The 4,951-nt window shown below is 58.0% G+C and carries 6 protein-coding genes and 1 pseudogene; 2 read left to right on the forward strand and 5 right to left on the reverse strand.

What is annotated here, in order from left to right:
- Positions 1 to 235, reverse strand: a 235-nt coding sequence (locus tag IGS51_RS20290) for a hypothetical protein (RefSeq protein WP_297080586.1), incomplete at its 3' end; no start/stop codon positions are given.
- Positions 202 to 639: a hypothetical protein gene (locus tag IGS51_RS20295; RefSeq protein WP_297080587.1), complete on the reverse strand. Its 438-nt coding sequence runs from the start codon at positions 637 to 639 to the stop codon at positions 202 to 204. The genes IGS51_RS20295 and IGS51_RS20290, both read right to left, overlap by 34 nt.
- Positions 640 to 1,184: 545 nt before the next feature.
- On the opposite strand from IGS51_RS20295, the gene IGS51_RS20300 reads away from it, so the two are divergent.
- Positions 1,185 to 1,535, forward strand: coding sequence for a hypothetical protein (locus tag IGS51_RS20300; protein WP_172353673.1), 351 nt, complete (start codon positions 1,185 to 1,187; stop codon positions 1,533 to 1,535).
- Positions 1,536 to 1,673: 138 nt separating this feature from the next.
- Entirely contained in the window at positions 1,674 to 2,654 is a 981-nt protein-coding gene (msrP, locus tag IGS51_RS20305) for a protein-methionine-sulfoxide reductase catalytic subunit MsrP (RefSeq protein ID WP_297080588.1), read from the forward strand.
- Positions 2,655 to 2,705: 51 nt separating this feature from the next.
- On the opposite strand, the gene IGS51_RS20310 is transcribed toward msrP, so the two are convergent.
- The 3 genes and pseudogenes from IGS51_RS20310 to IGS51_RS20320 all read right to left on the reverse strand — a co-directional run.
- On the reverse strand, positions 2,706 to 3,041 hold the full coding sequence (locus IGS51_RS20310) for a gas vesicle protein (protein ID WP_297080589.1): 336 nt from the start codon (positions 3,039 to 3,041) through the stop codon (positions 2,706 to 2,708).
- A 104-nt stretch (positions 3,042 to 3,145) separates the two neighbouring features.
- Positions 3,146 to 4,432: a gas vesicle protein GvpN gene (gvpN, locus tag IGS51_RS20315; protein ID WP_297080590.1), complete on the reverse strand. Its 1,287-nt coding sequence runs from the start codon at positions 4,430 to 4,432 to the stop codon at positions 3,146 to 3,148.
- 67 nt (positions 4,433 to 4,499) lie between these two features.
- Positions 4,500 to 4,951, reverse strand: a pseudogene (locus IGS51_RS20320) (hypothetical protein); the annotation flags it as partial.

The following is a 4,951-nucleotide window of genomic DNA, read 5'->3' on the forward strand; positions in this document are numbered from 1 at the left end:
GGGGGCGGCCCGGGCCGCGGTCGTTAACGGTTTCGGTAATCACCGTCTCGCGGACAATCACGACCTGACCGCTTTCCACTTGGGTCACAGTCGTCTGGGGCAGCGAGGCGTAGGTCTGGGTCGATTCCCAGGAAACCTGCTGGTTGCGGCGGCTTTGCACGTCGTAGCTGACTCGCGCAATAGAGCGGAATTCCAGCGTGTTCAGGTTGACCGATCGCCCAATCTGAGCTTGCAAATCGCTCCAGCGGATGAACTCTGCCGGCCGCTGGGGCTAGCAATTAGCCGTGCGCCTCGCGTGGTGTAGACCTGCTGCCAGCGGCCGTTGACCCGCGCAAAGATTTGATACACCACGTTGGCGTAGGTGGTCACGGGCTTGTCCAGCACGTCTAGCTGCAAGACAATCCCTGCCAGATCCTGTCGGCTGTCCAACACACGAGCAACCGTCAGGGCTGCCTCCCATCCCTGCTGGCGCTGGCTCACGCGCACTGGCGCATCGGAACGGGTTTGGGCGTGCAGCAAGGGGGCGTGCCCGCTTACCATCAGCGTGGCCGACAGTAGAGCGATCGCCAGCCTGCGGGCAGATCCGCGAGTCAGCGCCAGCGCCGGTAGCGAGAGATAAGGCTTGACTGGTTTCGTCATCGTGAAATTCCTTTGGAATTTAGTAAAGGTGAACGAACGGAATTGGCCCGGCGATCGCCATCTTGCAATCGAGAAACCGACTGGCAAAATAAAGGGCGATCGCGAGCGTTAGGAGATTCCCTGTTGCGCGGGGCTATGCTCGACCAGCCTGTTAGCTCAAGGCTGGGAGGCAGCCAAACGCGCTGCTAAAATCCTCAACGGCTAGAAATAGCGGATGCACCAGCAGGCGGCACCCCAGCGCAGCACAGAGTCAGGTTTCCCAAAAAATCACTGGAACTGTTTCTGTCTATTGCTTGCACCGGGTGCATACGGCCGTCGCCGCTATTTGTTTGCCATGACCACAAACTTTTTTCAAATGTTCCTGACGGATATATGAAGACTGCGTAAACCTCTAGGGGCAAATCTCAAACTTCGGCCAAGCAGCGCTTCTAGAGCTATGGTTTTCTGAGAGTTTTTTCGGAAATCTGCCCATACTAGGGATGGGGTGTCACTAGGCTCGTCCTCATATAACGCCCTATACAGAATGCTTGAGAGCGAGTGTCGCCGTGTTGCCGCCAGTTATTGATGAAGGAAATTTCTTTCCGTTCAAGTTTTGGTTTAGGGACAGCATTCAAGACGGGATGTACTATCGCAGCGAGTTGTACTACCGCCTGCAAACGGTCGATGCTCAGCAGCGATCGCGGCTTTATCACTTTGCCTGCCGTCTTGCCCAGCGCGAGGCGGTCGTGGTGACGGCGAACCAGCGGTCGTGCAGTTTGTGGATCAACCTCCGCAGCAGCCTGGCCCGCGATGATCGGGCGATCGCCCAACTGCTGGATGAATTAGCGGAAACTCTAGCCCGCCCCAACTATGTACCGCCCTCGTTCAACGGGCGATCGCCCTTCGAGCCGGAGTAGCTACAATCATCCAGATTCAACTCAAGCCCCATTCATGCCAAAACCCCGATTCATGCCAAAATACAGACAGGTTAAGAACTGTTAAGTCTACTCAGCTTTCCGAACACAGTCTGAATCTAGTTTTTCTAGCACGATCCTATGGCATTTCTGCATGTGCCCCCCACTTGGCGGCTGTCCGAAAACGCAGTGACGGCTGAATCGGTGTTTCTGAACCGACGACGATTTCTGAAAACGATGATCGGCGGCGGCCTTGCAATGGCGACCTTGCCGCTGGCGGGCTGCCAAACCGCCCAGGCCCCCATCGCAGAGGAACTGACGGGTACAAAGGCACTGAGGGCGATCGCCAATCCCGCCTTTCAAGATGCAGGCCGCCCCGTCACAGGCGAAGTGCTGGCCGCCACTTACAACAACTTCTACGAGTTCGGCAGTTCCAAAGCAATCTGGCAAGCCGCCCAGGCCCTGCCCACCGATTCCTGGACGCTAGAAGTCACGGGTCTGGTCAACAATCCCAAAACCTATGACCTAGATGACCTGCTCACCCGCTTTCCCCTAGAAGAACGCATCTACCGATTTCGCTGCGTCGAAGCTTGGGCGATGGTTGTTCCGTGGCTGGGTTTTCCCATGAACGCCCTGCTAAAAGACGTAGACCCCAAATCTTCGGCAAGATTTGTCCGCTTTACGTCCTACTTCGACCCTGCCGTGACCAAAGGCCCCAGCTTTCCGCCCGCCCGCTTTCTGCCCTTCCCCTACACCGAAGGGCTGCGGATCGAAGAAATGGCCAACGACCTCGCCTTCTTTGCCGTCGGCATCTACGGGCACACGCTGCCTAAGCAGCACGGCGCACCCATCCGCATGGTCATCCCGTGGAAATATGGCTTCAAGGGTGCAAAATCCCTCGTCAAAATCGAGTTTTTGGACACGCAGCCCGCCACGTACTGGAACACCCTCAGCCCCAACGAATACAAGTTTGAAGCGAACGTGGAGCCAGACGTGCCCCATCCCCGCTGGTCGCAGGCCAAAGAGCGGCTAATCGGCCCGGGCAACCAGTATTCCTGGGAAGAAGTGCCAACGCTGCCCTACAACGGCTATGGCGAATTTGTAGCCAGCCTCTACACCTGAGTCAAGCCGCATGAGAAGGCTTGCTGTGTTCAGCGGTGGCTAAAGGTGGGCTTATTGGGCAGTGGCAGGGCGGAGCAATCGCAGTTCCGACTCTAGGCTGGCGATGCGAGCTTCGAGTTGCTGATTGGTTTCCAGCAATTTTTGTGACTGGCTGCTGAGAAACGGGTCACTTTCCCACCAGTTGATGCCAATTTCCTTGGCCTTATCCACCGAAGAAATCAGCAGGCGAATGCGGATACTCAGCAGTTCTGTAGAACCTACAGAAACCGAGATGTCGCCTGCAATCACGATGCCTTTGTCCAGCACGCGCTCTAGCACATCTGCCAGCGTCGAGCCTTGAGTCACCGTAGGAACGGGGCGGGTTGGTTGAGCAGTTGAGTAAGGCATGGTTGGGGGTAGATAGTAAGGGGGCGAGAGGGGGTCAGCGTGGGGCTTCTGTCCTCAGGAATCGAGCGATTTCAAGCAGGCTCAATTCTTGACGAATGAGTAAACTAGGCGCGTTCTCCCTCGCAGACGCGATAGGTATTGGCCCTGCCAGAGCCGCCTCGATTAGTGACCAGTCCTTTGTCGCGCAGGGCGTTGAGGGCGTTGATGGTCTGGAAACGGGTGATGCCGAGGGCGGTTTCGATTTCCGAGGGGCGCACGTCGGGATGGCGCTGGAGATACTCGAAGATGTCGCGCTCGTAGGGAACCGTAGGAGGCTCAGGCTCTTCTTTGGGTTTGTCTGTCGCAGCGTCAGTGGAGGAGAGGGGGAGGGTGTTGAGCGGCGGGCGGACTTGGGTTTCGGGCTGGGGGGCGATCGCCGTTTGCAGGTCTGATTCAGGGCTTGGCTGGGGATCTGGCGCTACCTCAGTGACGCGGAGATCGACAGGCGAGCGAGCCGCATCTGTGTTCAGCCGAATCATTTCATTGAAGGTATCCCACAAAATCTGGGTGGCTTCGGAGAGCGATCGCCTCGCGCGAGACAGCAGCACATCCTGGCAAATATCGCGAAACTCCGCGTTTTCTGGCGTGGCAATGATTTCATGCTCCTGGCAGATCTTCGCCAAAATCAGGCAAGACCGCAGCCCCGACGAGGTTTCTGCACCCGTCTTCGTGCGAAACATCCGCACCAGTTGCACGATGATGCTGGCGCTTTCGCGATCAATCCCGGTTTTTTGCACCGCGATTTCTTGCTGCGTCAGCTCGTCCGGCTCTGGCATGTTGATCGTGACGAGGCGGTCGAGCAGTGCGTCCTGCGTCGCATGAACGCCGCAATATTCCTCTGGGTTCGAGGTAAAAATGGCGCGAAACTGGGGATGCACGCGGATATACTCCGTGCGATTGTGGCTGGGGGGCAACACCAGCAGCTTTTCCTCCAGCGCCGACAGCAGCACGTTGTTCACCTCTGGGCGCGATCGGTTGAACTCGTCATAGACCAGCGTGAACCCTTCGCGGCAGGCCAGCGTCAGACGAGCATCCACCCAGTTTTGCCGTAGCTCGTCCTCTACCTTCACCACACTATGGATGAAGTTGTCCACGACTTTTTTGCGGGTATAGCCAGACTGGTTGCCGATCAGGTCAGAGGTTTTGAACTCGTCGTCGCCAAATAGCAGCATGATGGGCCGGGCAATCATGTCCGCCAGGTGAAGCGCTAGGGTGGTCTTGCCCGTGCCCGCCGGGCCGCGCAGGTGGACAGAAAAGCCCGACTGCAAATAGCGCAGGGCGCGAGTGGCGACCCGTTCGACTGCGGGCGTACTGACAAATCGGCGGGGGCTGGCACGAAGAACGGTAGTCACGGGTAGTTTTCCTCTGATATGAAAATATGAAAAGGGCTATGAAATGGGCTTGCTGAGGGGTTGGGAGTCAGGCTTGATCTTGCGCCAAGTAGAGGCGATCGCGCTGCACGATCAGCCCTTGCTTGATCAGCGATCGCAGCGTATCGACAGCCTGGAATCGGTTCATGCCAAGGGCAGATTCAATGTCCGTCAGCTTGGCCCCGTTGGACGACTTCACATAGTCATAGGTGGCCTGTTCCAGAGAAACTGCATCCTTAGCGGCGGGCTGGCTCCCGTTGCGGGTAGACGCAGCGGGCGCAACCGTCACCGCTGGCATGGGCGCTGGCATGGGCGCTGGCACGGCAGGCTGACTGTCAAGCACAACGGAGGCGACGGGTTCGGCCACGGGGGCTGCCGAGGGCTTGAAACCACGGGCGGGCGGTCTACTCGCAGGTGGTTTAGCTGACTTGGCAGGCGACGATTTGAGGCGGGCCACCGTGCGCGGGCGGGCGGCAGATGCTTTTGCGGTCGGGGCGGGGG

The organism is Thermoleptolyngbya sp. M55_K2018_002 (genome assembly GCF_015295965.1).
GTDB classification, from domain to species: Bacteria; Cyanobacteriota; Cyanobacteriia; order Elainellales; family Elainellaceae; genus Thermoleptolyngbya; species Thermoleptolyngbya sichuanensis.

Coding starts and splice junctions, on each gene's coding strand:
- IGS51_RS20310 (WP_297080589.1), bottom strand. CDS start 3,041: ATGCCTTACTCAACTGCTCAACCAACCCGCCCCGTTCCTACGGTGACT.
- IGS51_RS20295 (WP_297080587.1), bottom strand. CDS start 639: ATGACGAAACCAGTCAAGCCTTATCTCTCGCTACCGGCGCTGGCGCTG.
- msrP (WP_297080588.1), top strand. CDS start 1,674: ATGGCATTTCTGCATGTGCCCCCCACTTGGCGGCTGTCCGAAAACGCA.